Source organism: Buttiauxella sp. B2 (assembly GCF_006376615.1).
Lineage (GTDB): Bacteria > Pseudomonadota > Gammaproteobacteria > Enterobacterales > Enterobacteriaceae > Buttiauxella.
Map to the genome: position 1 here is coordinate 1 of NZ_VEXQ01000018.1, position 26,393 is coordinate 26,393.

Sequence of the window (26,393 nt, forward strand, 5' to 3'; positions counted from 1 at the left end):
TCCTCGCCTGATGCGTTATGAAACCATAAATGTTTATTCCCACCGCCACGTATATAGATAGCGTTTTGAGCTAACTCTGTTGAGCCACTTAAAACTTTTAAACCGCCTGGTATAGTGACATTACTGTTGTTAGCGTCATATTGTACCGCCCGAAAATAACGCCAGTTTATGTTTGTTCCATCATCTTCACGCACTGCAAGAATAAGTGTCGAATTAGAGTAACGGATGAATTGAACCAATGGCCTGTTAACTCGCGCACTGGCTGCCGGGTTAGTCGCAGCGATGACGTTAATGTAGTAATAGTCCTGAGCAAGAAACGGAGGATTATTGGCGCATGTGCGTACATCAATAAAAAGTGATTCCCCGACAACAAACGGATACGTCGCAAAATCAATCGCCCCATGATTGCAATCAGGGCTAAAATTGCCTTTGTAACCTACAGGCACCAGTGCACCGGGGTTTGACTCATCAGCAACATTGCGTATTGCTGCCGTTCCGAACCCCTGCCAGCTACCATTAACAAGCGTGTAGACGTTCCAGTCAGAGGCTATGAATTTTATTTTTGGGCTGGTGGTCGGGAGGAATACTTCAAGGGTGCCAGCGGCTGAGTTAGGGGCTGTGGCATTGCCCGCGTCAACGGGGTAAATGCCAGGTTCAGTGATAGCTTTCAGGTTTTGAGTAGTTGGCAGGGCGCGCCGCATCATGAGCGCGCTGTAATAGTCTTCAGCCATAAATCACCGTCTAATAAGGTAAATCATCCTCCGTGATTTGGACGGAGGCGGGCGCGCCGGTATTGGTGAGCCTGGCTAGTATTTCAGTGATTTCTTTGTGTGCTTGAAAGTCAGTGCGTGACAAGACCCGATTAATCATCATGACCTTTTCGTCTGTGGTGCCTTCGCCGTCCGCAATTTCTTGACACAATCGCACCTTTTGACGCATCAACACGGCGTGCTCATTGGTCAGGTCAACGGTTGAGAGTGTTACGCTATCATGGAAAGACGATTCTGGTGGCAATCCTGATTTAACAGCCAGGACGATTGCGTCCAGTTCTTCAGCATTATCAACGCGGGTTGATTTCTTTCCGTTTGCCACGTCTTCAAGGTGCTTTTCTCGCTTTGCCTTCAGGCGCTCAAGCTCTTCAGGCGCAGTAGCATCAAGGCTGGCCAAATCTTCAGGGCAATAAACCGGCATTGCTTGCGTGTCATCCTCGCCAAAGTGCTTTGCAATCAATGCGTCTGATTCCTCATCAGTGCCGGTGATAATTTTTGCGGTGATGATACCGTCATACTCCTGGCACGCTTCCAGCCACACGCGGTAAAGCGCGCGCTTCTGGTCTTCCTCATCATAGAAGGTGACGACGCCATTGCGCACTTTGTCGAATAACTCCGCTTCCAGTTTCAGGCGCAGTGAGTCAAGTTCACGGTAGTCACCCTTAAGCGGGCGTGTGACCCGGTTTAAAAAGTCTATTTCATCATTAGTCAACGGCGCAAAGCGGCGCTCTTGCTCCACAGCGCGTGCGTGCTCTTCAGGTGTGAATGGTTCGGCACCTAACTTAACAGCGGCACGTTCGGCGGCTTCACCTTCTTTACCTGGCATTGGTAGCCATTCGCGCGCCGTGCTGGTGGCCGGTGATGCGTTTCGGGAAGCCGCGCCAATGCGGTTGCGTTCACGGCGGGTCAGTCCGTCAAGGTCGCCGCCATCATCAGGCTGAAGACCTAACGCCGCATACAAGGCATAACGGCGGCAATAAGTGACTGTCCAGCCCCATTGCTGGCACTCGTCCAGATGCTGATTTTTACGGATGCCTTTTAACGTGGTTTCCATTGTGAACACACATTCGGTGCCAGTCGGGATGTGATGGAAGGTGGTGACGATTTCAGGCACGCCGGTTGCGCTGGTCTTCATGGTTTGCGAGTGGAATAAACCCGCCTGGTACATTAGCGGTTTAATCACGCGGTAAAGTTCGGGTAAATCAGACCACGCAAAATGCTCTTCAGTGCTATAGCGATTCTTAACCGGGTTGTTTGCTTCGTGGGATACCCACTGGATAGCGGCGCGCACGTCGCTAAATTGGGATCCGAGTGTGTTTACTTCGTGCATGGCAGGGCTGGCCGTTTCCACTTTTTTGACCGGATTTGAGGCAGTATTGATGACCGGGTCAGTGTTTGCGGTTTCGCTTTGGTTTTCTGTAGTCATGGGGGAGAGTCCAGTAAGCAGGGTGCTTAAATTGGATAAGAGTGATGAAACTGTCTGAATTTGAGTTTGCATTGTGCTTGCTCCTGTTTGTGAGACTTATCCCCACTTTTGAGGTGGGGTGGGCTGGAGCTCAAAACCGCAAACAGTCGGCGGACGTATTACGCAGGTAAACCCGCGCTATTAGTCGCACTCCAGCCCATAAATCAGCACTGTGACGGTATAGCACCGCCAGAGCATAAAATTTAGGCACAAAAAAATCACGCTGACGGGGTGAATGACCGCTGTTTGTTATTAGGTGTTTTGAGCACCGAGGGCAAAAATAACGCCAATCGCAACATTGGTCAATGACCTGAATGAAAAAACGGGTAACTATCTATCCGTATAGATCAAAAGGTGATCAATTTAACTTGGAATGAACGATATGGATAAAACATACGGATTAGATATTGCTGATTTACGCATCCAATTATTGCATTTCACAACTCGCTATCTTGGCGAAATTAATGGAATGACTGACGCGGTCAAAGGTGGTGTAGGTTTGATTATTGGGAATATCGTTAGAAGTAATCAGTATACAGAAAGCGACAGGGCAAAAATTCAGGAGTTTGCAGCGGCAAATGGTTACACGTACCAGCAATTAAGCCAAATTGTGGAAAAGGCACTATCGGAATGGCTTGTTCATGTTGAGCAATTCAAGAAGGGCTAAGTTCATGGGGTATTTAAAGTGGATGTTGTGAGCATTTTCAGTAGCTTGATTGTGGGGCTTTTGGGGGTGGGGATTGGTGTAATATGTACCAATTACTTTGCTTTAGGCCGTGACAAACGCAAAGAATTTAACGACATTGCAGAGATAGTGTCGCTGAAGCTGAAGAAGCACAGAGAAAATGTCGCGGATTTACCAAACCGAGTGGATCAAGTTGATTTTGAGAGACTTCTAAACAGAACAAGTAAGTCAAAACACAAAAAATTGAAAGAAGCCTGGTATAGCTATGTTGAATCCATCGCAGAACAACAGAAACTTTCCGGGTTTGGCGTCATTGTATTTGAACCAGAAAAGCTGAAAAAAGCGCGGGAAAACATGCGTATATCCATTGACCTCTATTATTTACGGGTAGATAACTACCCGTAAAGCCATGTTAATTATCAATTGAGTCCGTGAGAGCGATGATTTCTTGCTGTTTTCTACTGATGTATTTTCTGAGTTCATTGCTACAGGCTGCTGTTGAGTCTCCTGCTGCACTAGGTGTCGTCGAGTCGTTGATACCAAAATTATCATATACACCAACTATGGCGCTATGAAGGTCAGCATCGCCTTTTTCGTTGAGATGGGACAAAAGAAGCAAGAAATGGTTTGAAAGATTCGTTTTAGCCTGCATGAAAATCGCTGTTTCATTATAAAACTCATTAACATAATTCGTGTTATCTGGATACTGCTTAGCCAAATTCTCGAACATGGCTCGATTAGATCTTATGCCTTGGATAGAGTTTGCTTCCGACAAATATTTGATGCAGGCAACCCTAACTTCTCTGCAATTTTCTTTTTTGAGCTCTATATCCGTTGCAAGCCGTGCATTTAATTTTAATGTTTTAAGTTGTTGCTCAATACCGAGCTTAAACTCTTCAGATTGACGGTTAGAGTTTTCCTTGTACTGCTGGTGTGATTTGCTCATTGCCAGCCATGCCACACCACCCGTGACAATTGCCGGAATAACAGCTTTCAGAAGATCAACAACTGATGCCCATTGGTCTTTATCGTTTGCAATTTGAACGGTAACGACATCTTTTGCGGGCTTCAGCACTTCCAGTAACTGGATGATATCCATGCAGCATTCCATTAAAAAAGAAATTCACTATAGCAAATATCCATCTCCTGGTATCCAGTAGATTGCCCCCCCACAAGTTAACCAATTCAATCAAAAAGCCCCCGTGCGTAACCTGCGCACACGGGGGCTTTTGTGCATGAAAAAAATAAACAAGCGTGATGAGCGCTTTGCCCGCCTTGTTGCGGAGGCCACAACCGCGCCGGGTTTTTGTTATGCGACATCCAGAGAACGTGAATACAAAGGTTTTAATGATGACTATCAGGCCGAAAAATTATTAGAAGACAGTGAGATAGCAAAGGCCGTTAACACTTATCGGGGTCACATTCTTTCGCGTGATGTGCTGTCCAGACAAGAGGCTTTAGTCAAACTGACGGCCATTTTTCGTGCGCCTACTGCCGCCGAGATTTTCAGGCAGATAGACCGATTATCCAACATGCGTGTTGATGCGCAGGTGATGCAATCCCGGATGCAAGATTTAGACATGACCGGCATTAAGCGTGTTAAGCGAACAAAGCACGGGTTGGAAATAGTCGGCTATGACCTTGACACGCTGGCCGCACGCATCATGCAGCTTGCCGGTGTTGATGTCAGCAAACCTATCAGCGAAGAAGGCAAGCGCACAGCACGCCGCCTGTTAAATGACATTTTCGGGAGCATGAATTAATGAGCGGCAACCCGCCTAAATTCAAACTAAAACCGATGCGCGCCATGATGCGGCCATTGTTTGAGCCGCATCGCGTCAAATGTCTTTTCGGTGGACGTGGTTCGGGTAAGTCATGGGATGTGGCGGAAGCACTTATTGAAATTGCTGTCCGTTCTGAAGTGCGTGTTTTGTGTCTGCGTCGCGTACAAAAATCAATTGCGGCGTCATCGCACCAGTTACTTTCCGACACTATCCGCCGTTTGGGTTATGAGTCGGAATTTACCATCACCAACAATGCTATCTGCTCAAAAGAAGGGGCGGAATTTATGTTCATGGGGCTTCAGTCGAATCTTGATAGCGTCAAGTCGATTGAGGGTGTGGACATTTGTTGGGTTGAGGAAGCGCATTCCATTTCAAGCGCCGCATGGGAGATTTTGTTACCCACCATCCGCCGCACATTTTCTGAAGTATGGGTCACTTTCAACCCTGACTTTGCATGGGATGACACTTACATCCGCTTTGTGCTTAACGCGGAGGATGACTGGTTTGTCCTGCAAGTTAACTGGAGTGACAACGAGCACTTCACACCAGAGCTTGAGAAAGAGCGCCAGACTTGCCTCAAATTTTACCCTGACCGTTATGACAACATTTGGGAAGGTGTACCCGTATCTGAAGCGGCGGGTGCGGTGGTGCATAGGGGCAACCTTGAACGGCTTTTTGTGGATCCAGATTCCGCTCTGGCCAAAGCGTGTCGCACAGGCAAAAAGGTTGCCGTGCTGGATGTGGCCGATGAAGGCGCTGACGATTCTGTTTTAACCATTTGGGACGGACATTTCTGCGAGCGGGTTAACAGGCTACAGGCGCGTGACCCTGCACAGCTTGCCGTACAAGCGTTAAAAATTGCGCAGGAAGAAGAATGTGAAGTTTTGATTTATGACTCTGTCGGCGTCGGTGCCGGAGTCAGGGGGGAGCTTAACAAATACCCTGACGTTGCCATGATATTTAAAAAGTTTGTGGCCAATGGAGAAGTACAACGCAAGCGCAAACGATACAGGGGCGGGCGCGTCAATGAAGAAGTCTTCTTAAATCTTAAGGCGCAGGCGTGGTGGGCATACCGTGACCGCGTGAATGATACCTGTCGTTACCTTGATACCGGCATTAAACCCCTGGACGGCATGATTGCTTTTTCCAGCAAAATCGAGCGCCGCTATAAAGACCGCATTTTGTCGGATTCAACCGGTGTTCAGTGGGAATCCAACAGGGACGACAAAATCCAGATAGAAGACAAGAAAACCGTCAAAAAACGTATTGGCGTATCCACAGACTATGCGGATGCGGTCATCCCACACGCGTTGAAATTTAAATCAGGACTAGACGCATATGAAGAGTAAAAAAATACCCGCGCGGCAACAGTCAGCGCATGTGCCAACACAAGGCACTTTGATTGGCGGCGAGGTGGTGCAGGATGTAAATAATGACAGCTATGTCAGCATGATGCAGGGCGTAGCCGGGATTGGCGGCGGAGGGGCAAAAGGTGCCGCTGGCATGACATCGCCAACCGCACGCCGTATGCAAGCGCGTATTGCAACGGGCTTGATTCCACTGAATGCCATGTTTCTTGATGAGCAATCGGGTATTGGCCATCGCATCAACGCGGAGCCAGTACAGGCAGCTATGTTGGCGGGCTATTCCATTGTGGCCGATACGCCAGAGCAGAAAAAAGCGGTTGAAAACCTGTTTGAAGATTTAAACGTGTGGGGTGCGGTTGCGCGGGCTGCAATCTGGCGGCGTTCCGCTGGCTGGTCGGTCATCGTATTTGGTGACGAGTTTGTCAGGCCGCACCCGTCTTACCGTATTACACCATCAAATGACTGGTACACCGATTATCGCTCGTCAATGTTTGGATTGCCTGAAGGCTGGCAAATCGAGTTAAAAGCGCCGATTGGCGGTGATGTGTTCATCCCGCAGCAATTCAGCTTTTTGATGGGGGATAAAGACCATGACGCGCTTTACCAGATATCAGGCACTGAATTTGGGACGCCTATTTTGTCCAGGGTGTTTGCATCACTGGAGCGGTTAGGCCTATCACATGAGCTTATTTTGTCGATTCTGTCGATGAGCATTCAGGATGTCTATAAGCGTCAGGGGCTTGATGAAGAGCTTGAAACGCAAAAAGGTGAGCGGAAAGTTGCGTCACGTATCGGAGGCATTGCCGCTACGCGAATGCTTAATGACATTGTTGTCATAGACGGTGAAGAAGAATTAACCCGCCTTCAATCCAACATGAATAACCAGGCGGATATTGTTGATGTGGCTTTTCGTGTGATTTGTGCGGAATCCGGTTTCCCTGTTTCCGTGCTGGCCAATACCAAAGCGGGACTAAGCAACAGTGACAGCAGCGGTGATGATGTCTGGATGCGCCTTGTTGAGAGCGAGCAAACAACCTACATCATTCCGGCATTGAAGGCGATTGCGCGTCATTTTCTGGGGTTGCGGGTAGATTTCGTGCCGAATAAATCGCAAGGCGACATCAAGCGCGATGCGGACACCGACAAAACGCGCGCCGAAATTGTGCAAATTTACTACAACCTGCGCGCCATCACATCAGAGGAAGCCCGAGCCACGGGGCAGGAATACGCATCCTTTACGACACTGACAAAGAGCCTGCCAACACAAGGCACCAAACCTGACGGCAAAGATGTAAATGGGGCGGAAGATGATGAAGACGACGCCGCGCTATAACGGAGCGTACCCGTTAGCCGCAGAGCTTGTGTTAGCGTCCCGCCTTGATAAACAGGCGCGGACGTTCACCGCCGCAGTAATACAAGCCTGTATTGCGACATACAAAGCCGTTGCCCGTTCGGGGGCGTCTGTCAAATTCAACACAGATGCCGCAGACGGCAAAGATGTTGGTGTTGAACAAGCCGCAGGTGCGGCGCTGTCACCTGCGTTAGTTAAAAAGGTTCGCAAGTACCTTAAACAAAAGTACGGGTCAAACTGGTCACACTTAAAACGGGATAAACAAACCGAACTTATCCGCGCGTTTATCTCGCAAGCTGTGGACGTTCCCCCCATCGGTGCGGGCAAAAAGAATACCATCGCAGGGTTAATGCCTTATGGCGAGTATGGCGCAATCCCCGCGCATATTATTGCAGGTGTACAGCAGAGCATAGCCGGTAACCTTGCTAAAAGTTACGCCGTACAAGAGGCGGGCGGTATTGGGCAGGCCGCAGACAGCGTGACACAAATTGCGCGCAATGCTGATGTTGTCCGCAAACAGATTGAAGCCGGTGATTTTGGCCTGACGCCTGAGCACTGGAAAAATCATTACCAGACTTTCACCCTCGATAAAAAGCCGCTTGTTGATGTGGTCACGGGTGCGCCGGTTGCCGCAGATGCTGCCGGTGCCGTCGCGCCTGAAATTACCCGTGTGTTATCACCGCTTCTGGATCTGTCGGTTATCAGCAGTGCGCCAGCACTGGAAGCTGTCAAAAAAGATGCCATCAACAACGTTGAACAAAATTTCCAGTTAATCATAAAAGCCGCAGAGGGTCAGCGCCTGGCACCCGGTGTGAAACTGTCACAGGAAGAGCTTGAAGACCTTATCAGCGTTGATGTTTTCGAGAATGACCCAGATTTAAGCGCCGCTACAGACAAGTGGGTTGAGGACAATTTCAACCGTATCAAAAACATGAATGCTGACGCAGTGAAGCGCGGCATCAAGGTTACACAACAGGCGATTAAAGAAGGGCGATCTTTACCCTGGCTGGAAGAGCAATTGACATCACAGATGGACATTTCCGCAGGGAAAGCAAAGTCCATCGCGCGCACGGCCACCAGTAACGCGGCATGGAATGCAGAGTTGGCCACGGCCAAAGCCGCAGGCATGAATTATTACAAATGGCGCGGCATGTTGGATGAGCGGGAGCGCAAGCAGCATTTTGACCGTGAAGGTCAGTCTTATGACCCGTCACACCCGCCACCAGATGGAAATCCGGGTCAGCCTATCAATTGCCGTTGCTGGCCAGAATGGTTATTTAGCAGTGATGAAATTGAGGAAGCCGAAAATGAAATTGCAGCACGACACAGAAATTAACATTGATGCCGTCAGGGACTGGTCAGTTACAGACGAGGGGTGGCTACAGATTGATATTCCAGTACGCCGCGCGGGGATCCTTTCCTATGACACCGGCAAGGGTGATGCCTTCAGCGCGAAAGAATACTTGTCAGAAGACGAATTGTTTAACGCTGACTCAATGAAGACACTTATTGGCAAGCCGGTTGCCATGACCCCGCATCCTAAAGGGGGCAAGGTTACTGCAAAAAATTACCGTGCATTGAATGTTGGCACGGTGATTGACGCCTTCAGGCGTGGTGATGACCTTGTTGCTCGGTCACTGGTTCAGGATGAAAACGCCATTAAGTTAATCCTGAATGATAAATCATTGCGCGGGGCGTCTGCCGGTTACCAGTGTGACAGCAAACCTAAAGTCACCGGTACGTCAAAATGGGGCGATTACGACACGTTGCAGAAAGGGGCGAAGTACAACCACTTAATCATTTGTCGTAATCCACGTAACAGCAATGCGCGCTTTAATCTGGACGAAATTATGACCAAAGAAGTCAACGTTGATGAATTACAGGAGCAGGTTACCACGCTTACCAAATCGCGTGATGACCTGCAAAAACAGGTCGGCAACCTTAACGGGGAATTACTGGCCGCTAATAAGAAAATTGTGAATCTGGATTCACAAAATAGCGACTCTTACGCACGCGGCGTAAAAGACGGGGAAGCCCGCCAGCAGCTTAACGAGCACGCAAAGGCGCTGGGCATTAACGTTGATAGCCTTGATATCAAGCTGGTCAAACTGGCTGTTATCAAAAAGGCCACGCCAGACGTTAATACTGACAGTTGGGATGACGCTCAAATTGATGTTGGTTTGCAAATGGCAATGGCCGTGAAGCCTGCCAAAGAGTTTAAGCAAAATCCACGCCGTCCAGCGACGAATAATGACAGTGCAGATGGCCAGAATGGTGATGGTCACGACGACTACCAGAAACGCGTTTTCGGGGGTGCTAATGCAAACTGAAATCAAATCGGATTACGACGCGGGGCTACCGGGTCAACTTGCCGTTCTACCGTCTTTTAACAGTGCTGCCAAAGTGCGATCTTGTCGTGCTGGTGGTCTGATTTATGCAGGCGATGCGGTGAAACTCGGCACCACGGATAACAGCGTTGTTGCGTGGGCATCCACTGATGATGTCACGTTGATTTGTGGTGTGGCCGTGCGCTCACACTCTAACTTTGGCATGACCCCAACGCGCACCTATGGTGCAACGTCTGCCTATGCTGTTGATGCAAACAGTTCGCAGGGGATTTGTGAAGATGGCCCGATTTATGTTGCGTTGAAATCTGGCCAGACCCCAAAAAATGGTGACCTTGCCGTGCCGATTGGCCGTAACGCCACTTCGAACGTTATGGAGTGGGGCGTGTTAGCGGCAGATGGTGGACAGACCCGCGCCAAATTCACAACGAGTGCGTTGTTGGGCGGTGTGGCCATTATTCAGGTCGTTGATGGTGCGCTATTGGGAAAGCCTGAAGCGTCAGTGATTAGTGTCACTGGCGCAACCGTGGCACCTGCCACCGCAACCGTTGTGGTGGCCGCAACACAACAGCTTACGGCAACCGTTGCGCCAGCCAATGCCACAGATAAAAGCGGTGCCTGGACGAGCAGCGATGCAACAAAAGCCACGGTCAATGCATCAGGTCTGGTGACTGGGGTTGCGGCAGGAACGGCAACCATCACATTTACGACAACGGACGGCGGGAAGACTGCCACTTGTACCGTTACTGTTTCGGGAAGTTGAGAATGAGCAAACTAGAAATTACGCAAATCATGCAGGCGTATTGCGCAGGCACGTTGCGCGCTAATGGCCAACAGGTCAACGTTGATGAGCAGGGCATCATATTTGCAGATGATGTGATTGCGGTATCAAAGAAAATCTACGAAAAGAAAATGCCTGTTCCACAGGCGTTAACCCTTTTCCCACAAGAGCCTGACGTAACAGATGCGGATGAATGGTTTGAATACCGCATGTATGACGCGCAAGGTATGGCCAAAATCATGGCCGCGTATGGTACTGATATGCCGATGATGACCGTAAAGGGTGAGGCCTTCATTGCAAAAATGTACACGGTCGGGCTTGGTTATGGTTGGACGTATAAAGAGATGTTGCAGTCTGCCAAAAAAGGGATCCCCCTGAAGCAGATTGAAGGGACATCTTGTCGCAAAATCCATGAGCGCACCATCAGTAACATCCTGTGGAAAGGCAACGACGAATATAAGATTGTTGGTTTTTCCAATCACCCCAACATTCCTGAAGTTGCTGTTGCTGGTGGGTGGGGTTCGGCGGATGGTGATGCCATTGTTGAAGATGCCGCCGCTGTCATATCCGCTGTAAACGGCACGTCCATTTTTGATGTCAGCAAATTCCAGATGCCATCTAAAGCATGGACGATTGCACAGAGTAAACGTTTGTCTGGCACAAGCGACACCGTGCTTTCATTCCTTAAAAAGTCTTTCCCTGAAGTAACCTTCAGCAAAAACCCTGATTTAGATGCAGACGGTGTTTGCATGGCCATTGACATGAATGAAGAAAACTTCAGCCAGGCAACGCCTGTGCTTTTCCGCCAGCTTGCCCCACAGCCAAAAGGGATTGATATTTCCGTGCCGTGTATCTCTATGACATGCGGTGTCATTGTTCGTCAGCCACTGGCGGCGTCTAAATCCACTAAGGTAGTTTGATAATGACCGATAAAGCCAAAACTGTAGCCAATAACACTGTGTGGCTGGCCAATAAGACACAACGTCCAATCCACATCATGCAGCGTGGCAAGGATGCGGAAGGTAATAACCTGGACAACATCCGCCTTTCAACAATGGGCGCTGTGGAAGTGTCTGAAGAAACGTTGAATCTGTCAGGTGTGGCACAGCTTTTGAAAAAGAAATCGCTGATTAAAGTCACTGAAGCGCAGGCAAAGAAACTGAATAAGGCGCATGACGCCGTAGTCAGTCAGCCTGAGCCTGTAGACGACGAAAACGAAGAGGATGACGACGGTGACCACAACGATTAAAGAATGGTTGGCCATTCTTTTACCGGGTTACATCGTTGACGAGGGCGCTATTAGCGCCCTTTCGTCATTATGCGCCAGTGTCTATGACCTACAGGCGGCGGTAGAAGACGGCTATGAATTGAATTATCTGTTGGCGCTATATATCGCCGCTAACCAGTATTACGCCATAGAAGGCAACAGCGGGAGCATGAGGCCTGTTGTCAGCAAGCGTGAGGGCAAGGTGTCGCAGAGTTACGCAACGGGTAAGGGTGGCAGTGTAAAAGCAGGCTGGAAAGGCACCACTTACGGTCAGGAGTTTTTAGACATTGTGAGTGAGAGTCGCGGCGGTGCCATGCTGTTGGGTAGTGCGTCATGAAAGGCGGCGCACAGTTTAACACGATGGGTTTTGACCGGGTTATCCGTAAGAACATCAGCGCGCTTGCGGGGATAAAACTCAAGGTTGGTATACAGAAAGGCGCAACGGCCACGGGTGGGGGGCTTATAGCGCCGTATGCCGCCAACAATAACTTTGGCACCAAAACCAAAGCAGGTAAAACCAAAATACCGTCACGTCCATTCATGACCTATTCAGCAGACAGAATCGTTGACTGGATGGGGTCTGCCGCATTTTATGAAGTGGTCAACATGGTCATTACTGGCCAGATTACCGCAGACCAGGCAGCGGCGCGTATTGGTTCAAAAACTGTCGATATTACCCGCCGCACCATCCGTGACTCCGCACTTTATAAACCCAATGCCGCCATGACTATAAAGCGCAAAGGCCACGACAAGCCATTACAGGACTCAATGTCTATGTTCCGTAACGTTAAATTTGTGAGGGTTTCTTAATGCGTCGTCAGGTGTTAGTCATGCAGCCCGAAAAGGGGGAGTTGGTGGCCGGTGTTTATCGTCAGAGCCACGGCCAGCCATTTACAGCAATGTTGAGTATGCAACCGGCTAACGGGGGTGGCACCTTTAAAGAATACCTGACGGGTAAAAAAGTATCCGATTTTATGGAGGCTATCGGGGAGGTTGACTTAAAAGCCACGGAGGAAGGCGAGCACAACGGTGCGGTTGTCACTTGTGGTGGAAAAAAATATGAAGTGGTTGAGCGTCAGGAGTGGTTAAACGGCGTCATTAATCACTATGAATATTTACTCTATTGCACCAACACAGACAAAACGAAGGTGAGCGGATGAATACTGCAACGGTTAATTTGTTGACCGCGCAAGGGGTAATTATTTACCCGTCATACCGTGAAGAAGTGGCGGTTTTTAGCGAACGTGGCAACACGGGAGAGGTCGTTTTCACGGCTTATGACGGTGATGACCCACAGGCCGTAGCCGTTGTATCCGTTACGTCTGATTCCGGTTCGTATACTTTGCCGCTTGATGTGTTGATGACCGTAGGGACAGTAATTAAATTCCCGCCGTTTGGCCTGACCTCTGATTCTGTCACGCCCATTGTGTTACGCGGTGCGCCATATTTTGCCGCCGTTCGTGCGCGTCAAATGCTGGTGGAGTTAATGGGGACGGACAACACCGTTTATGCCCTGCAATCCATGCCAGAGCCTGACACAGACTTTGCGGTTGTTTATGTGCCTTCTCATTCAACAAGCCCTTATGAGATAGACGGCGGTTTTGATGAGCTGGGGCGCTGGTACGATTTTAACGCCTGGGCAGATGTGACCATCATTCGCAGCAGCACAACGGCTATTCAGTATCTTCATGACCTTGTCACCATTCTGGAGACGCGTCGCGGGTATTACTGGCAGTTTGAACGGGGCTTTGATTTATACAGGTCGCAAGAAGTGTCCAATGATTCCCCCCTTATTAATAATCTCGGTTATCAGCAACAGGCTGAAGTGGTTTTGTCGTTTTCGTTTGTTTACCGCCATTACGAGCAAGAAGGCTGGATTGGACAAACGAAAGTCAGTGATGACATGACCCACGTTGAACTAATACGAGAAGGGGAATAAGAACATGGCAGACTTGCGCCGCCTGTTTAACATGACGATTGTCCGTCAAACTAAAGTCGCCAGTTATAGCGTCTTTGGTGTTGGGCTTGAATTGTCACCCGCGCCGGGTTTCTACGGTGTGACGAAAGATAACTTTGAAAGCATCACGCCTGATGATGTGTCCAGTACGGTTAAAGTCTATACCACCTATGATGATGTTATCGATGACGGTGTTAAGGGGGCAGCGTTAAAAGCGGCCAACGCTTATTTTGCGCAAAATCCAAAACCTGATTCTCTTGTGATGGCGGATATTTCCGGTGCGTTTTCATCCGTGGCTATTTTGCTTAATGGCGATGATACAGGCATCAAGGACGTCACCGCCGCACTTGCAACCGTTGTGGGTGCCGAGGTTCTCCATGCGACCTTTGACGGCACAGCCTGGACAGGTACAGCCGCAGCAAGTATTACCGCAGATGAAAACGACCCGTCAAAATATCAGGTAGCTGGTCGTCTGGTGTTTGTGGCTGGTGCGGGTGTGTCGGTCGGTTACTCCGTTGTTAAGGCCGATTCATTCACTGGCGTTATCACTGATATACGTCATCAAAATGATAATTGGTTTATGTCGTTCACTACGTCCCGCAATCCAACCTTGTTGACCCAAATTGCAGACTGGACGGAAGCACAGACAACCAAAATGTCCAACCTGATTGATGATGGCGGAGCTGTCTACAGTTCGGATCCAAAGTGGCCATTGGGCGGTATCACACAATATCTGTTTGATAAGCAATATGCGGGCAGTTTTGCCACCACCACGCGGGTTGAGTCTAACTATCTGGACGCGGCATTAGCTGGCCGTTGCCTGACCATGCAACCGGGTTCTGAAACATGGGCGCTTAAGACGTTGTCAGGTGTTGTGGCTGATAACTTCACTGAAACCGATTACCAGACCATTACGGCCATTAACGGTAATACGTTTGAAAACTATGGGTCAGGGGTAATCGTTTCCTATCCTGGCACCTGCGGTGACGGTGAAGCCATTGAGGTTGTGCGCTTCTGTTACTGGCTGGCTGACTATATGCAAAAAAATATGGCCACCATGACCATCAATCAGAAAAAGCTGTTTTATGCGCCGTCAGGTATTGAACAAGTTTGCATGAACATGGAAGCCAGTTTAAAGACGGGTCAGGACAACGGCGGCATTCTGGAAAACTTTTCTAACGGCACTGAATTTGTGCGCGGGTTCACTGTTACCCGTCCAACCATGAAGCAAATCACCGCAGCACAGCAGATTAAAGGCAATTTGTCTGTGTATTTCGAGTTTTACCTTAATTATGCCATCAAGCACGTTGACGGCATTGGCACCGCTTTAACGTGGGGGATGTAAGTAATGGGCGCATATCAGGGTAATCAAAACCCCAAAGACTGGCTTTTAACCGTCAGCCTGGCACCTGTTTTGGGCTTTGCGAAAGACTCCAATATTGAGCTGGAATTACGTGAAGATGCGGTTGATGCAGATGTTGGTATTCAGGGTGATTGGGTATTTGTGGAAAAAAATGACGGGTCATCAACGGTTAAGTTCACGCTTTACCGTAACTCGTCATCAAATGGCATGTTGCACGCGTTACTAAAAACACGTTCCGTGTTCCCCGTTACGCTAACGAATATCCGCAATATGACTGTTCACACGCTGCCTTATGTGATGATTCAGAAGCAGCCCAAAGACGGCAATAACGGCGGTTCCAATGCAAACACGCTGGAATGGACACTCATTGCAGGTGAAACGGACTCCACCATTATTTAAGGGCGCGTTAAATGTCAGAATTAATGAAAGAAATCACCATTAATGGCCGCAAGTTCAATATTGTTAAAATGTCTGCTTTTGACGCCATTCACTTTAAGTTACGCATCATGGAGCTTATCGCAAAGCACGGGATTAATGTTTCCGGGTCAATGATGGAGGCGGCGGGGCGAGCATTTACCCTGCTTAATCGTGAAGACCATGATGAAATCATCTTCAGGCTTTTGACCACGTCACGCGTGCAGTGCATGGATAATGAAATGCCGCTGGAGGATTGGGGTTCACTGGATGCCACCTTTGGCGCGGATAATATCGCTGATGTTTACCTTGTCGCGCTGGAATGCGTCAAATTTAGCGTTGCGCCGGTAGCTGAAGGATTAAAAAAAAATATTGGTCTGGACATATCAATCAACATTCAGAGCAGCGCGCGGACATTATTAAGCGCCTGGCTGAAAACCTTGACCCCGGTGTCAGAGCAGAAATCGCCGTCTGGCGAGTAATACAATCAGGCCTGATGACGTATGAGGACATACAGTCAGGCCTTGCCCCCTTTGACCACATCATGCGCGCTGCCGCCGTTCTGGAATTTGATTCCGCTGTTTCCGCTGCCATTTCTAAAGCAGAGCAAAAAAAATGACCGAACAAACCAAAGAGCTTGTTACTAAAGTTGACGTGCAACCTGACCTGACTGGGTTGCTGGCATTTGAAAAAGAAATTGGCCGCGCAATCAGCAAAGTAAATCAGCTAGATACGGCCATCAAAAAAGTTGGCGAGCTACGACCGGTAACCCGCTATTCACCGCCAGTGAGCAACCCCGGTGCAACCGCTGCCGCTGCCGGGCTGTCTGCCGGATTAGGTGCAAATCTGGTGAATCGTGGAACGTTAGGGCCGCTGGTGCGCAAGGCGTCCGAGGATGTCGCCAAAAACGCCGCGCAGACCGCCGCCACGGGCGTTAATCTCGCCATTGAGGATATGCGCGGGCGTATGGTTGCTGGGCGTGGACTGGTGTCATTTATGGGGGCTGGTGCTGGTGGCGGGTTCACGGCGCAAGCGGGCGGTGGTGGTGGTGTGATGAGTCGACCCCGCGCGTTTGATGGTATGAATTTTGGTGCAGACAATTTCAACGGTGTGCCAATGGAGAAAAAACCTGTTGCTGATGCAGTAGGAAGAGCTACGGGTCAGGGTTTCAAAATGCCTGACATGATGGCGGGCGCTGCCGCTGCCGTAGGACTGTCTATGGGGTTGGATGCAGTCGCCCAAAGCATGGACAGGATCCAATCAAAAGAGGCGCAATTAGCACGTCTGCCACAAACCTTGACCGACAGCAAAACCGCCTTCATTGCGCTTAACGAGGCGGCAACGGAAGTCCGCAGTGGCGGTGATGCGTTTATTTCTACTTATGCAAACATGGCCACAGCAACCGAAAAGTTGCATTTAAGCCAGGAGGAAACCATTAAGTCAGCACAAGGCATGGTCAGCGCCTTACAGCTTGGTGGGGGCAGTAAAGTTGCCATTGATAACGCGCTTTATCAGATGGGTCAGGCGTTTTCGTCTAACCGGTTTGGTGGTGATGAGTTTAGATCTTTTATGGAGGCTATCGGCACGCAAGCACCAGAAGTGGCCAAAGCCTTTGGCACCGACGTTGCAGGCCTGCGCAAGATGTCAGAAGAAGGAAAATTGACAGCAGAAACAATGACGAAGGCGTTTGCGTCAATGGCTGATAAAAATATGGATTTACTGAATAAACAGGGCTGGACGTGGGGGCAGGTCACAACCGTCATGAAAAATGATTGGGACATTTTTTTAGCCAGCGCCACAGAGGGCGGAGAGTGGGCGCGCCTTATGTCGTGGGTATCTCAAAACATCGTGCCAGGCTTCAGAAGTGCGGAGAAAGCCGTTGCGCAATTTTGGTCAACAACCACGGATGAAAGCAAGGCCAGCATCCTTATTGGTATTCTAGGGGCAATTGGTGCCGCGTTTGCAGCGCTGGCCATTCCCGTTTTAGCCGCAACATGGCCTTTTTTAGCCGTGGGTGCGGCGGTGTTCCTTCTTTATGAGTTATTCCAGGAATTTAAGCACTGGATGGATGGTAGCGCCAAAACAATTTTTGATAACCTGTTTGGCAGTTTTGACGAGTTCGAAAAACGTTACCCAAATATCGTCAAAGGGTTGTCATCCATAATGCAATCATTGAGTGGTGTTACTGATAAATTTACTGAAATGAGCAAGGCAAAAAGCGAATCTCTAACGGGAATGGATCCAAAGGTACAAAGTAAGTTAGACGAGGCATACAAGCTACAGACAAACCCGTTGGAGGGAACGAAGTATCTAATGGATGGCCTTGATTGGCTTTTAGGTTTGGGGAGTGATGATTCTAAACCCACGGCAGCCGCAACAGGGTTAACACCACCAGGTGTACGGAGCAGCTCACAGACTACCATTTCAAACACTAATAGTAGCAACACAACAATCACCGTGGCCACACCTGAAGAAGCGGCAACTGTTGCCAATAATCGGGATAAGTCATTTGTGAGCCAAAACAATGGAAGTCTTGATAATATGGCCGAGGGTGGTGGGTACGTTTAACATTGTATATTAAAAATTTTTAGCAATTACATGGAAACCAGAAATGAAATTATTAGACTTTGATGAAATGATTACACCTAAGATTTTAACTAGCCTTTACATTTTCACCACACTTGCTGCCATTGCATTTGCTGTCATATTGCTATCATCAGGGCACATTGGCGGTGCTATTGTTATGGCGCTGGTTGTTGTTTTTAACCGTATATTTTTTGAATTTATTATTGTTGCCTTTAAAAATAATGAGTATTTGAAGGGTAATAATGACTATTTGTGCCGTATTGCTGAAGCTATAGAAAAGGGGGCGGCAATTACTGCAATACCAATTGATGCTCATAAAGATGCTGACTTTCCGTCACCACTTGAGCCTTCACAAGACAAGCAATAAATAAACGCCTTATGACACCTTAGAATCCACCTTAACCGGTGGATTTTTTTATGGGTGGAATATGTCAGATATGGGCGGGCTGTACGCACCAGGGGGAAACAGAGCAGTCATTGTGTCTGCTTCAGGAGTAACGGTGTCATTACGCCTGCGCAAGCGTGAAACGTATTCAGTAAAGCGCACCTTATCAAAAGCCGCACTTGAAACGGGTTATAAAATTTCCGATGGGACAGTGACAGAAGAACCAGTCATTGAAATAGAAGGTATTGTCACGGGTAGTACTGGTTATAACCTTGCATACGATCCAACGCGTATTAATGCAGAGGTCAACAGCATTAACAACGCATTCAAAACTAACGAGATTGTTTCTATTTACGCATCTTTCATCGCGGTCAGTGATGTTGTACTAACTGCCTTCAATGCTGAAGCAACCCCCAAAGACAAAACCATTTCAATCAAGCTGAGTGCAGAACGCGTGAAATTCACAACTTTTCAGCGTACGCAAAACGAAGCGCCAGCCCCCAAAAAGCCAAACACAAAAAATCCCGCTGGGCAGGGTAGGGCAAGCACCGGCAAGAAGTCTGCTGCGCCAGTAGATACACCAAAAACAGATATTTTATATTTTACATAGGGTTAATGAAAAATGGATGACCAGTTTTTCAGTTTGCCACTTGTGGCATCCATTCCTGACCAGGACATTGCCATTAGTTTTGATGGTGCCTTTTATTCTATACGTGTTTTTTACGCAACGACTACGCACTTGTGGTGGCTTGAGTTGAGCAGCGTCGATACGACTGTGACACTGTCACAAATTTTGTTACGGCCAAACGTGATGCATGGGTTGTCAGGGAAAATGCCAGGCTACGCAGGAAACGCGTTAATTGGGATGGTTCGTAACAGGAGTAACGGGGTATACGGTTCAATTGACGCCTTTGCGGGTGATTTTGGGCTTTATATGGCAGATAGCGTGACGGTGTAACGTCAGGTGCCTAGTTTGGTGGGTGTGAATGATGAATAACACATTACAGGGGTTGGTGGAGCAAGTGACTAAATGGATTGAAATGTATTTTCCTGCTATTTGCGCAGGTGCAGTGGCTGCAACGGTTTCTATTTTGATGGATATCAGGGCGGGTGAGCCACCAAAAAGAACATCCACGGGTGGGGCAATTTGCGGGCTGGTTGCAACGGGTTGTTATTCATTTGCAATATTTTTAGGTATGCCGCCAGAGGCGGGGATTTTCTTTGGTGCTTATGTCGGCTTTCGTGGGGCGGACAATATCAAAACGATGTTTTCCACAATAGGTAATTCTATTCGAAAGCGTAAATTTGGAGGGGATGAGGATGCAAGTAAGCAATAACGGAATTAACTTCATCAAGCGTGAAGAAGGGGAAAAATTGACGGGGTATCCAGATACGCGCGGCATCCCAACAATTGGCGTAGGCCATACCGGAAGTGTTAACGGCAATCCTGTTGCTGTGGGTATGAATATAACCGCCGAACAATCATCAGCTTTATTGAAGGGTGATTTGTCATGGGTTGAAAACACAATTGGAAGTTATGTTAAATCGGCATTGAATCAAAATCAGTATGATGCGCTATGCAGTTTTATTTTTAATGTTGGCGCTAATGCGTTTAAAGGTTCAACCATGCTGAAGTTGTTAAACGTAGGTAATTATCCGAGTGCATCAGATGAATTTCCAAAATGGAAAAAATCGGGTAATGACCCGGATATCTTATTGCCACGACGCCAGCGCGAACGGGCATTATTTTTGTCATGACAGGCCTGTTTAAATTGCTGTGGAAGCCGCTGTTGTCTGGCTGTGTTATTACCCTGATGCTTTGGGGGTTTTCTCACTGGCGCTATCAGGTGGGTTATCTGGCCGCTGATTCAGCATGGCAATTAAAGGAAGAGAAGCGGCAGAAAAATGACGCACTGGCGCTGGTCAGCAGGCAGAGACAAGAACGGGAAAAGGAAAGGCAAAGACAGGATGAAGCGATTAAAGCAGCAAAAGAAGCTGACAGGCAAATTGCGGCGGCGCGTACTGATGCCGCTGATGCTAAGTCTGCTGGTGACAGCTTGCGGCACACCCTCGACACCATCAGGAAACAGCTTGCAGGAAGTGAAACCGGCAGGCTTTCCGCCATTGCCGAAGCAGGCGCAGCAAGAGCCGAAACCGGCATTTTGCTTGCCAACTTGCTTGAAAGCGCTGACAAACGCGCGGGAGAACTGGCGGAATACGCTGACGGGGCAAGAATAGCCGGTTTGACGTGTGAGAAGACCTACAAGGCTGTGACTGGCGACAGCAAAGAATAGAATAATCTGGTGAAGCACTTGTTGTAATTGCCCGTGTAATAGCGGGCTTTTTTTTGCTTAATGGTAACGAATAGGTTACCATTTGATTATCGTATGGAGGTCAGATTGAACGTTAAATACTACGAAACGGAAGACGGTGACATCCCGCTTGAGAAGTGGCTAACCAAGAATAAGGCAGCAATGGCCAAGCTTTTTGCGGTCACCCAAAGGCTTAAGGATGGCAATATGTCCTCGGTTAAGTGGCTGTCAGGGCGTCCGGGTATTGGAGAATATCGCGTTAACTGGGGTGCTGGTTTGCGGGTCTATCTGATGCAAGACGGTGATGAAATCGTGATTCTGTTGTGTGCCGGTTTCAAAGACAGCCAGGACAAAGATTTAGCCAGGGCGGAAACCTACAGAGCAGACTATTTGAGAGGTAAAAAATATGCCAGCGGCAGACATTGATGTTATGTGGACAAAGTTACTCAAAGAGGACGCCGGTTCACGCAAGATGATTCTTGAAGAGATTCACGAACTCATCAGGGATGGTGAGATTGAAACAGCCAAAGGGATGCTACGCACGCTAATAAAGGTAACGTGTGGTTTTCCTGCCATTTCCAATGAAGTTGGCCGTAACTCAAAATCCATCATGCGTATGCTGTCACCAGATACGGATCCGGGTGTGAAGGCTTTCATGGCTGTAGTTAAAGCGGCAGAACGTCAATCACTGAAGATGCTTTGACATTATAAGGCTGTCATCATGAATGAAAACTCATTCAGCGTAAAGTTGAAATAGTTGTGATGGAGCTAAAGAAAGCCATTGCGGAGCGTGAAGCATGGGGAGCAAACCCACACACGCGGCGCATGGAGCATTACGGAAAAACGTGCTGGGCGGTTGTGCGTCTTGAGCAAGAGCTGGATCGGCTAACAACACCAGATAAATTGAACGACGAAAAGCAGTAGCGTTAACGCATTCAGACAAAATTATCACAAGCTGACCCGGCCACCGTGCCGGGTTTTTTGTGGCTGCAATCCACAAACATTAGCGTGTGAGTCAGTAGGGGTGGGGTCAATCGTGAAAATGTGCTGTTTGTAGTTGAAATACAGGCGGGTAGAAACTAGACTAGGGGTAAGAGTTTTGCAACAAGTCCGTAAGGTTCCTTGTGCCGCCTGTCTTCGTTCAAATCCGCTGTATTTAACATAATATACATTATGCGCACCAAGATAAGATAAGACAGAATCTGACATTTTTTGGTCGTCATGGGCCACGCAGAATCTGCATGTATCGAGACTGCTTGGTTCGCATAACGGTTAAAATGTCTTGCGGCCTTCTATCGGAACTACAGGTTATCCTTGCTGTTTCTCTTTGGGAACCTGATTTCAATGAAACAACTGATACGCATTTTGGCTGCAACTTCATGCTTAACTCTTTCTGCATCGGCAATGGCTGACAACATTGTTTGTCATGATGGCTGGAGCATTCAACGGAATGTTACTGGCACGACTGACAGTGGATTCATGAGTTACAAAAAAGATACTGGTACTATAAAACTCTTCCATCATGGCAAACTGATTTCACAGAAACGGATTCAGGATATTGAGCAATCTGTGTATCAGACAAGTGGCAGTCCACTCACCAATTATGAGTTTGATGTTGATAAAGATAGTTTTTATGTGGTTGCTATGGATATGAGTACGCAGGGTGCATCAGGAGGTGAACCAACGATAACTTTCTTGGGTGGCGATGTAATGGGAAGTGAGTGCATTTTACAGCAATGAAATAATTGACCACCCTAACCTGTTTTTTCTCAATAGTTAAACTTCGGTAAATAAACATAATGAATAGCTCCTATTTAACAAAGCATCTTTCAAAGTTTCGTGCACTCAGAATAAACATTATTGATGCTGCTAATAATGTTTGTTGAAAAGTTCATGGATGATTACAACCGGAGATATGCTAAACCTCCACGAGATGGTTTTAATGTTCATCGTTAACTTGAGGTTGGCGTTGATATTGACTCTATTTTCACATGGCGAAAACCACGGAAAGTTTCAACATCACTTACTCTTCAATATGATAAATTTCTATATTTGATTGAGGATACTGAATATAGTCGCCGTGATATCGGTAAATATGTTGAAGTATGGCATTACCCTTACAACCGTAAGGAAATCAAAATTGATGGAGTATCACTTCCCTACTCCACCCATAATCGCCTGTCAGAAATTGATCAAGGTGCTATCTTGGTTTTGGAAAGAAAACCAAAATAATAAAAGATCTAATCCATGGGTTTGCTAATAACTGTTAATTTTTCAGTTATCTAGAAAGGCACTCATGTTGCCTGCTCTATACTGGCTCTATGGCGGCGGGATTCGTCGTTACTGCCCATCGAGGCTTGCATAAATCCATTTTATCAGCAGTTGTAGCCGCTGAAATAGTAAGCATCGCCCTTTAGGGTGGTGAGCAGTAACGACAAATCACTGTTATTTACGCCTGTCTTTTATTAAAGCGCCCGCGTATTACGACAAAGAAGACGGGAACAAAGTATATTGCAAGCAGAGTTGCTGAAAGCATCCCCCCCATTACACCCGTACCAACCGCATTCTGTGATCCGCTGCCTGCGCCAGAACTGATTACCAGTGGAAGTACCCCAAGAATAAAGGCCAGAGACGTCATCAAGATAGGGCGCAGGCGCATGCGTACTGATTCCAGCGTTGCTTCGATGACACCTTTACCTTCTTTATCCATCAGGTCTTTTGCAAACTCGACAATCAGGATCGCATTTTTGGCGGATAACCCTATTGTGGTCAACAGACCTACCTGGAAGTAAACATCGTTATTTAATCCGCGTAGCGAGGTAGCCAGTAACGCCCCCACAACACCCAACGGTACTACCAGCATGACTGAGAACGGAATAGACCAGCTTTCATAGAGGGCAGCAAGACACAAGAAGACCACTATCAGGGATATACCATATAGCGCAGGAGCCTGATTGCCGGAAAGACGTTCTTGATAAGACATACCTGTCCAGTCATAACCGATACCTGCTGGTAACTGTTTTACCAACGCCTCCATGAGGATCATGGCTTCGCCGGTACTTTTTCCCGGAACCGATTCACCTATGATTTCCATTGACGCCAGACCGTTGTAGCGTTCCAGGCGTGGAGAACCGTAGATCCATTGCGAAGTTGAGAACGCTGAGAGCGGAGCCATTTTTCCGCTGCTGCTGCGCACATAGAGGTTGTTAATATCCGAAGGCAGCATGCGGAAATGTGAGTCTGCCTGCACATACACTTTTTTGACACGACTTTCGTCAATGAAATCATTGACGTATGATCCGCCAAGTGCAGTCGATATCGTCTGATTTATATCTGAAAGTGAAACGCCAAGTGCCTGAGCTTTTTCCTGATCGATAATGATCTTGAACTGTGGTGCATCCTCAAGTCCGTTCGGACGTACGCGAACCAACACGTCCTGATGCTGTTGTGTCATACCCAGCAGCTGATTACGGGCTTTGGTCAAGCTGTCGTGCCCGATGTTTGCCTGATCGATTAATTCAAAATCGAACCCTGTTGCTGTTCCCAGTTCGATAATCGCCGGTAAGTTAAACGGAAACACGAAACCATCTTTGATTGTGCCTAGGCTATTTGTGGCCCTACCTATAATTCCTTGCACGCTGTTCTCATTGCCAGAACGTTCTGCCCAGGGTTTCAGGCTCACAAAGGCAATCCCAGAATTCTGACCCTGGCCGCTGAAGCTGAAGCCATTAACGGTAAAGACTGATTCAACATTGGCTTTTTCCTGCGTGAGGTAATAATCCGTGACGGTATCGAGCACTTTTTGCGTTCGCTGCTGTGTCGCCCCTGCCGGGAGCTGGATCATTGTCATAAATACGCCTTGGTCTTCCTCGGGTAAAAAAGAGGAAGGAAGACGGATGAAGAGCACTACCATACCTATTACAATCAGTGCATAAAGCAGCAGATAGCGACCTGTATTTTGCAATATGCCGCTGACGCTGGTTGTATAATGATCGACACTTTGCGAAAACTTCTTGTTGAACCAGCCAAAAACACCTTTCTTATTACCATCAGTCTGACCCTGCTTTAACAGTGTGGAACATAGCGCAGGGGTTAGGATCAGGGCAACCAGCACTGACAGCGTCATTGCTGAAACGATGGTAATCGAGAACTGGCGATAGATAGCCCCTGTGGAGCCACCAAAGAACGCCATCGGAACAAATACGGCGGAGAGCACCATCGCAATCCCTACCAACGCTCCTTGTATCTGACCCATAGATTTTTTCGTCGCTTCTTTTGGCGACAGATTATCCTCCTCCATGACACGTTCAACGTTTTCCACAACCACAATGGCATCATCTACAAGCAAACCGATGGCTAATACCATACCAAACATAGTCAGGGTATTTATCGAATAGCCAAATGCTGCCAGTATCGCAAAAGTACCAAGCAAAACTACCGGTACTGCGATAGTGGGGATAAGCGTAGCGCGAATGTTTTGCAAGAAGAGATACATCACCAGAAAGACCAGGATAATAGCTTCAAGCAACGTTTTGACCACTTCCTCAATAGATATTTTAACGAATGGAGTTGTGTCATAGGGATAAACTACGCGCATGCCCTGGGGGAAATACGCTTGCATTTCTTTCAGTTGTGTTTTGATTGCAGCAGCTGTATCCAGTGCGTTGGCGCCGGTCGCTAATTTAATTCCTAACCCCGATGCAGGCTGGCCGTTGATTTTAGCAACCGTATTGTAGTTTTCACCACCCAGCTCAATACGGGAGACATCTTTCAGGCGAACCTGAGACCCGTCCTTATTGAATTTAAGAATGATGTTGCCGAACTGTTCAGTGTTCTGCAAGCGGGTTTGGGCGATGATCGAGGCGTTAAGCTGCTGGCCCGGGACGGCAGGTGTGCCCCCTAGCTGACCGGCTGCTATCTGATTATTCTGCACTTTTAAAGCGCTAATCACGTCACTTGCGGTGAGTTGATAATTATTAAGGGAGTTTGCATCCAGCCAGATACGCATCGCATACTGTGCGCCGAAAAGCTGCACGTCACCCACTCCGCTGGTACGGCTGATGGGATCCTTCACGTTGGAAGCGATATAGTCTGAAATATCGTCCCCTGTCAGGGCCTTATCATCGGAGACGAAACCCGCAACAAGTAAAAAGCTACTACTTGATTTTTCAACGCTAATACCCTGCTGCTGCACTTCCTGTGGCAGAAGAGGCATCGCCAGCTGGAGCTTATTTTGTACCTGAACCTGAGCAATATCCGGATCGGTGCCAGAACTGAATGTTAAAGTTGTACTAACATTACCTGCAGAGTCACTGGTAGAGGACATATACATCAGGTTATCCAGGCCGTTCATGTTCTGTTCAATAACCTGAGTCACCGTGTTTTGCACGGTTTGAGCATCCGCACCTGGGTAGGTTGCTGAAATCGCGATCGCCGGTGGTGCAATCGTTGGATACTGTGCAACGGGTAATTGCATAATAGCCAGCATGCCACCAATCATCAGAATGATGGCCAGCACCCAGGCAAAAATGGGGCGGTCGATAAAAAAGTTAGACATAGCT

Annotated in this window: 31 protein-coding genes and 2 pseudogenes; 29 read left to right on the top strand and 4 right to left on the bottom strand. The window is 48.0% G+C overall.

Features of this window, described 5'->3' with window-relative positions:
* Positions 1–731: pseudogene (locus FH968_RS17545) on the bottom strand (hypothetical protein); the annotation flags it as partial.
* Positions 732–741: 10 nt separating this feature from the next.
* On the bottom strand, positions 742–2,196 hold the full coding sequence (locus FH968_RS17550; RefSeq protein WP_189389196.1) for an ERF family protein: 1,455 nt from the start codon (positions 2,194–2,196) through the stop codon (positions 742–744).
* Between the two features lie 421 nt (positions 2,197–2,617).
* Here FH968_RS17550 and FH968_RS17555 point away from each other — a divergent pair, with 421 nt between their 5' ends.
* Positions 2,618–2,902: a hypothetical protein gene (locus FH968_RS17555; protein WP_139881929.1), complete on the top strand. Its 285-nt coding sequence runs from the start codon at positions 2,618–2,620 to the stop codon at positions 2,900–2,902.
* 18 nt (positions 2,903–2,920) lie between these two features.
* Complete coding sequence (locus FH968_RS17560; RefSeq protein WP_139881931.1) at positions 2,921–3,325, top strand: hypothetical protein; 405 nt, start codon at positions 2,921–2,923, stop codon at positions 3,323–3,325.
* A 7-nt stretch (positions 3,326–3,332) separates the two neighbouring features.
* Here FH968_RS17560 and FH968_RS17565 read toward each other — a convergent pair whose 3' ends face one another.
* A complete protein-coding gene (locus FH968_RS17565) occupies positions 3,333–4,019 on the bottom strand; it encodes a hypothetical protein (RefSeq protein ID WP_139881933.1) in 687 nt (228 codons plus the stop codon).
* A 136-nt stretch (positions 4,020–4,155) separates the two neighbouring features.
* Here FH968_RS17565 and FH968_RS17570 point away from each other — a divergent pair, with 136 nt between their 5' ends.
* The 27 genes and pseudogenes from FH968_RS17570 to FH968_RS23905 form a co-directional block, all read left to right on the top strand.
* Positions 4,156–4,683 (top strand): hypothetical protein, encoded by a 528-nt coding sequence (locus FH968_RS17570; RefSeq protein ID WP_139881935.1) that lies wholly within the window; start codon positions 4,156–4,158, stop codon positions 4,681–4,683.
* Positions 4,683–6,053, top strand: a complete 1,371-nt coding sequence (locus FH968_RS17575; protein ID WP_139881938.1) for a PBSX family phage terminase large subunit — start codon at positions 4,683–4,685, stop codon at positions 6,051–6,053. Before FH968_RS17570 ends, FH968_RS17575 begins: the two co-directional genes overlap by 1 nt.
* The gene (locus tag FH968_RS17580) at positions 6,043–7,404 is read left to right on the top strand and encodes an anti-CBASS protein Acb1 family protein (RefSeq protein ID WP_139881940.1); all 1,362 of its coding nucleotides are present in this window, start codon (positions 6,043–6,045) and stop codon (positions 7,402–7,404) included. Before FH968_RS17575 ends, FH968_RS17580 begins: the two co-directional genes overlap by 11 nt.
* A complete protein-coding gene (locus FH968_RS17585; protein ID WP_189389199.1) occupies positions 7,379–8,758 on the top strand; it encodes a phage minor head protein in 1,380 nt (459 codons plus the stop codon). The genes FH968_RS17580 and FH968_RS17585 overlap by 26 nt, the downstream gene beginning before the upstream one ends.
* Entirely contained in the window at positions 8,730–9,752 is a 1,023-nt protein-coding gene (locus FH968_RS17590) for a DUF2213 domain-containing protein (RefSeq protein WP_223271332.1), read from the top strand. The genes FH968_RS17585 and FH968_RS17590 overlap by 29 nt, the downstream gene beginning before the upstream one ends.
* The gene (locus FH968_RS17595) at positions 9,742–10,530 is read left to right on the top strand and encodes an Ig-like domain-containing protein (RefSeq protein ID WP_139881944.1); all 789 of its coding nucleotides are present in this window, start codon (positions 9,742–9,744) and stop codon (positions 10,528–10,530) included. Before FH968_RS17590 ends, FH968_RS17595 begins: the two co-directional genes overlap by 11 nt.
* A gap of 2 nt (positions 10,531–10,532) precedes the next feature.
* Complete coding sequence (locus tag FH968_RS17600) at positions 10,533–11,468, top strand: major capsid family protein (protein ID WP_139881946.1); 936 nt, start codon at positions 10,533–10,535, stop codon at positions 11,466–11,468.
* A 2-nt stretch (positions 11,469–11,470) separates the two neighbouring features.
* Positions 11,471–11,797: a hypothetical protein gene (locus tag FH968_RS17605; RefSeq protein ID WP_139881948.1), complete on the top strand. Its 327-nt coding sequence runs from the start codon at positions 11,471–11,473 to the stop codon at positions 11,795–11,797.
* Positions 11,781–12,152 (top strand): DUF4054 domain-containing protein, encoded by a 372-nt coding sequence (locus FH968_RS17610; RefSeq protein ID WP_223271333.1) that lies wholly within the window; start codon positions 11,781–11,783, stop codon positions 12,150–12,152. The genes FH968_RS17605 and FH968_RS17610 overlap by 17 nt, the downstream gene beginning before the upstream one ends.
* Positions 12,149–12,625 carry a hypothetical protein gene (locus tag FH968_RS17615; RefSeq protein WP_139881952.1) on the top strand — a complete coding sequence of 159 codons (477 nt, stop codon included), beginning with the start codon at positions 12,149–12,151 and terminating at the stop codon, positions 12,623–12,625. Before FH968_RS17610 ends, FH968_RS17615 begins: the two co-directional genes overlap by 4 nt.
* Positions 12,625–12,975: a hypothetical protein gene (locus FH968_RS17620; RefSeq protein WP_223271334.1), complete on the top strand. Its 351-nt coding sequence runs from the start codon at positions 12,625–12,627 to the stop codon at positions 12,973–12,975. The genes FH968_RS17615 and FH968_RS17620 overlap by 1 nt, the downstream gene beginning before the upstream one ends.
* Positions 12,972–13,754, top strand: a complete 783-nt coding sequence (locus FH968_RS17625) for a hypothetical protein (RefSeq protein ID WP_139881954.1) — start codon at positions 12,972–12,974, stop codon at positions 13,752–13,754. The genes FH968_RS17620 and FH968_RS17625 overlap by 4 nt, the downstream gene beginning before the upstream one ends.
* A 4-nt stretch (positions 13,755–13,758) precedes the next feature.
* A complete protein-coding gene (locus FH968_RS17630; RefSeq protein WP_139881956.1) occupies positions 13,759–15,117 on the top strand; it encodes a DUF3383 family protein in 1,359 nt (452 codons plus the stop codon).
* Between the two features lie 3 nt (positions 15,118–15,120).
* Positions 15,121–15,534, top strand: a complete 414-nt coding sequence (locus FH968_RS17635) for a hypothetical protein (RefSeq protein ID WP_139881958.1) — start codon at positions 15,121–15,123, stop codon at positions 15,532–15,534.
* 23 nt (positions 15,535–15,557) lie between these two features.
* On the top strand, positions 15,558–16,031 hold the full coding sequence (locus FH968_RS17640) for a phage tail assembly chaperone (RefSeq protein WP_223271335.1): 474 nt from the start codon (positions 15,558–15,560) through the stop codon (positions 16,029–16,031).
* Positions 16,032–16,164: 133 nt separating this feature from the next.
* Entirely contained in the window at positions 16,165–18,117 is a 1,953-nt protein-coding gene (locus tag FH968_RS17645; RefSeq protein WP_139881962.1) for a tape measure protein, read from the top strand.
* Between the two features lie 43 nt (positions 18,118–18,160).
* Positions 18,161–18,502, top strand: a complete 342-nt coding sequence (locus FH968_RS17650) for a hypothetical protein (RefSeq protein ID WP_189389202.1) — start codon at positions 18,161–18,163, stop codon at positions 18,500–18,502.
* Between the two features lie 61 nt (positions 18,503–18,563).
* Positions 18,564–19,130 carry a phage baseplate protein gene (locus FH968_RS17655; protein WP_139881964.1) on the top strand — a complete coding sequence of 189 codons (567 nt, stop codon included), beginning with the start codon at positions 18,564–18,566 and terminating at the stop codon, positions 19,128–19,130.
* Positions 19,131–19,142: 12 nt separating this feature from the next.
* Positions 19,143–19,478 (top strand): hypothetical protein, encoded by a 336-nt coding sequence (locus FH968_RS17660; RefSeq protein WP_139881966.1) that lies wholly within the window; start codon positions 19,143–19,145, stop codon positions 19,476–19,478.
* Positions 19,479–19,506: 28 nt separating this feature from the next.
* On the top strand, positions 19,507–19,857 hold the full coding sequence (locus FH968_RS17665; RefSeq protein ID WP_139881968.1) for a phage holin family protein: 351 nt from the start codon (positions 19,507–19,509) through the stop codon (positions 19,855–19,857).
* The gene (locus FH968_RS17670) at positions 19,841–20,278 is read left to right on the top strand and encodes a lysozyme (protein WP_139881970.1); all 438 of its coding nucleotides are present in this window, start codon (positions 19,841–19,843) and stop codon (positions 20,276–20,278) included. Before FH968_RS17665 ends, FH968_RS17670 begins: the two co-directional genes overlap by 17 nt.
* Positions 20,275–20,814: a DUF2514 family protein gene (locus FH968_RS17675; RefSeq protein WP_223271336.1), complete on the top strand. Its 540-nt coding sequence runs from the start codon at positions 20,275–20,277 to the stop codon at positions 20,812–20,814. Before FH968_RS17670 ends, FH968_RS17675 begins: the two co-directional genes overlap by 4 nt.
* Before the next feature lie 105 nt (positions 20,815–20,919).
* Positions 20,920–21,258, top strand: coding sequence for a type II toxin-antitoxin system RelE/ParE family toxin (locus FH968_RS17680; RefSeq protein ID WP_189389205.1), 339 nt, complete (start codon positions 20,920–20,922; stop codon positions 21,256–21,258).
* Positions 21,239–21,535, top strand: a complete 297-nt coding sequence (locus tag FH968_RS17685; RefSeq protein WP_139881976.1) for a hypothetical protein — start codon at positions 21,239–21,241, stop codon at positions 21,533–21,535. The genes FH968_RS17680 and FH968_RS17685 overlap by 20 nt, the downstream gene beginning before the upstream one ends.
* Positions 21,536–21,591: 56 nt before the next feature.
* Complete coding sequence (locus FH968_RS23685; protein WP_189389208.1) at positions 21,592–21,756, top strand: hypothetical protein; 165 nt, start codon at positions 21,592–21,594, stop codon at positions 21,754–21,756.
* 420 nt (positions 21,757–22,176) lie between these two features.
* The gene (locus FH968_RS17690) at positions 22,177–22,572 is read left to right on the top strand and encodes a hypothetical protein (protein ID WP_139881978.1); all 396 of its coding nucleotides are present in this window, start codon (positions 22,177–22,179) and stop codon (positions 22,570–22,572) included.
* A gap of 138 nt (positions 22,573–22,710) precedes the next feature.
* A pseudogene (locus FH968_RS23905) lies at positions 22,711–23,040 on the top strand (ISNCY family transposase); the annotation flags it as partial.
* Positions 23,041–23,281: 241 nt separating this feature from the next.
* Here the strand turns inward: FH968_RS23905 and FH968_RS17695 are convergent.
* Positions 23,282–26,389 (bottom strand): efflux RND transporter permease subunit, encoded by a 3,108-nt coding sequence (locus FH968_RS17695; RefSeq protein ID WP_139881980.1) that lies wholly within the window; start codon positions 26,387–26,389, stop codon positions 23,282–23,284.
* Positions 26,390–26,393 lie beyond the last annotated feature (4 nt).

Excerpts from the sequence above, each read along its gene's own strand:
- FH968_RS17605 (WP_139881948.1), top strand. The coding sequence starts at position 11,471 with ATGACCGATAAAGCCAAAACTGTAGCCAATAACACTGTGTGGCTGGCC.
- FH968_RS17665 (WP_139881968.1), top strand. The coding sequence starts at position 19,507 with ATGATGAATAACACATTACAGGGGTTGGTGGAGCAAGTGACTAAATGG.
- FH968_RS17595 (WP_139881944.1), top strand. The coding sequence starts at position 9,742 with ATGCAAACTGAAATCAAATCGGATTACGACGCGGGGCTACCGGGTCAA.
- FH968_RS17655 (WP_139881964.1), top strand. The coding sequence starts at position 18,564 with ATGTCAGATATGGGCGGGCTGTACGCACCAGGGGGAAACAGAGCAGTC.
- FH968_RS17685 (WP_139881976.1), top strand. The coding sequence starts at position 21,239 with ATGCCAGCGGCAGACATTGATGTTATGTGGACAAAGTTACTCAAAGAG.
- FH968_RS17630 (WP_139881956.1), top strand. The coding sequence starts at position 13,759 with ATGGCAGACTTGCGCCGCCTGTTTAACATGACGATTGTCCGTCAAACT.
- FH968_RS17625 (WP_139881954.1), top strand. The coding sequence starts at position 12,972 with ATGAATACTGCAACGGTTAATTTGTTGACCGCGCAAGGGGTAATTATT.
- FH968_RS17620 (WP_223271334.1), top strand. The coding sequence starts at position 12,625 with ATGCGTCGTCAGGTGTTAGTCATGCAGCCCGAAAAGGGGGAGTTGGTG.
- FH968_RS17690 (WP_139881978.1), top strand. The coding sequence starts at position 22,177 with ATGAAACAACTGATACGCATTTTGGCTGCAACTTCATGCTTAACTCTT.
- FH968_RS17695 (WP_139881980.1), bottom strand. The coding sequence starts at position 26,389 with ATGTCTAACTTTTTTATCGACCGCCCCATTTTTGCCTGGGTGCTGGCC.
- FH968_RS17565 (WP_139881933.1), bottom strand. The coding sequence starts at position 4,019 with ATGGATATCATCCAGTTACTGGAAGTGCTGAAGCCCGCAAAAGATGTC.
- FH968_RS17590 (WP_223271332.1), top strand. The coding sequence starts at position 8,730 with ATGAAATTGCAGCACGACACAGAAATTAACATTGATGCCGTCAGGGAC.
- FH968_RS17670 (WP_139881970.1), top strand. The coding sequence starts at position 19,841 with ATGCAAGTAAGCAATAACGGAATTAACTTCATCAAGCGTGAAGAAGGG.
- FH968_RS17550 (WP_189389196.1), bottom strand. The coding sequence starts at position 2,196 with ATGACTACAGAAAACCAAAGCGAAACCGCAAACACTGACCCGGTCATC.
- FH968_RS17555 (WP_139881929.1), top strand. The coding sequence starts at position 2,618 with ATGGATAAAACATACGGATTAGATATTGCTGATTTACGCATCCAATTA.
- FH968_RS17615 (WP_139881952.1), top strand. The coding sequence starts at position 12,149 with ATGAAAGGCGGCGCACAGTTTAACACGATGGGTTTTGACCGGGTTATC.
- FH968_RS17600 (WP_139881946.1), top strand. The coding sequence starts at position 10,533 with ATGAGCAAACTAGAAATTACGCAAATCATGCAGGCGTATTGCGCAGGC.
- FH968_RS17660 (WP_139881966.1), top strand. The coding sequence starts at position 19,143 with ATGGATGACCAGTTTTTCAGTTTGCCACTTGTGGCATCCATTCCTGAC.
- FH968_RS17635 (WP_139881958.1), top strand. The coding sequence starts at position 15,121 with ATGGGCGCATATCAGGGTAATCAAAACCCCAAAGACTGGCTTTTAACC.
- FH968_RS17585 (WP_189389199.1), top strand. The coding sequence starts at position 7,379 with ATGATGAAGACGACGCCGCGCTATAACGGAGCGTACCCGTTAGCCGCA.
- FH968_RS17570 (WP_139881935.1), top strand. The coding sequence starts at position 4,156 with ATGAAAAAAATAAACAAGCGTGATGAGCGCTTTGCCCGCCTTGTTGCG.
- FH968_RS17640 (WP_223271335.1), top strand. The coding sequence starts at position 15,558 with ATGAAAGAAATCACCATTAATGGCCGCAAGTTCAATATTGTTAAAATG.
- FH968_RS17580 (WP_139881940.1), top strand. The coding sequence starts at position 6,043 with ATGAAGAGTAAAAAAATACCCGCGCGGCAACAGTCAGCGCATGTGCCA.
- FH968_RS17645 (WP_139881962.1), top strand. The coding sequence starts at position 16,165 with ATGACCGAACAAACCAAAGAGCTTGTTACTAAAGTTGACGTGCAACCT.
- FH968_RS17650 (WP_189389202.1), top strand. The coding sequence starts at position 18,161 with ATGAAATTATTAGACTTTGATGAAATGATTACACCTAAGATTTTAACT.
- FH968_RS17675 (WP_223271336.1), top strand. The coding sequence starts at position 20,275 with ATGACAGGCCTGTTTAAATTGCTGTGGAAGCCGCTGTTGTCTGGCTGT.
- FH968_RS17575 (WP_139881938.1), top strand. The coding sequence starts at position 4,683 with ATGAGCGGCAACCCGCCTAAATTCAAACTAAAACCGATGCGCGCCATG.